Consider the following 373-nt stretch of genomic DNA (forward strand, 5'->3'; position numbering starts at 1 on the left):
AATAATAAAGGAGACAAGTAATATAAGAGGGGAAATATCAGGCAATGAAGGTATAAAGCTGATAGGTGAAAAACTTAATAACCTTACGGGAGTAATAAGAAGTAACGGTAAAATAGATACGGATATAAAACATACATTAAACAGACAGGGCTTTATCCTTTCAGACGGCATAACAAAAGAAGAAGCAGAAAAATGGCAAGTACAAGAGAAAGTAAGTGAAAAGAAAGAAGACAAGAAACAGGAAGAAGAAAAGAAAGAGCAAACAACAGGAGTAATATTAAAAGGGGAAAGACTTGATAATGTAAAAGGAATAATAGCAAGTTTAGGACAGACGACATTAAATATAGGAGGATTATCAAATAAGGAAGGTAAA

1 protein-coding gene is annotated in these 373 nt (G+C 32.4%); it reads left to right on the forward strand.

The genetic code is table 11. The features are described from left to right. Positions 1 to 373: hypothetical protein (locus tag EII29_RS11650; RefSeq protein ID WP_158612560.1), on the forward strand; the 373-nt coding region annotated here is incomplete at both ends.

This window comes from Leptotrichia sp. OH3620_COT-345 (assembly GCF_003932895.1).
Lineage (GTDB): Bacteria > Fusobacteriota > Fusobacteriia > Fusobacteriales > Leptotrichiaceae > Pseudoleptotrichia.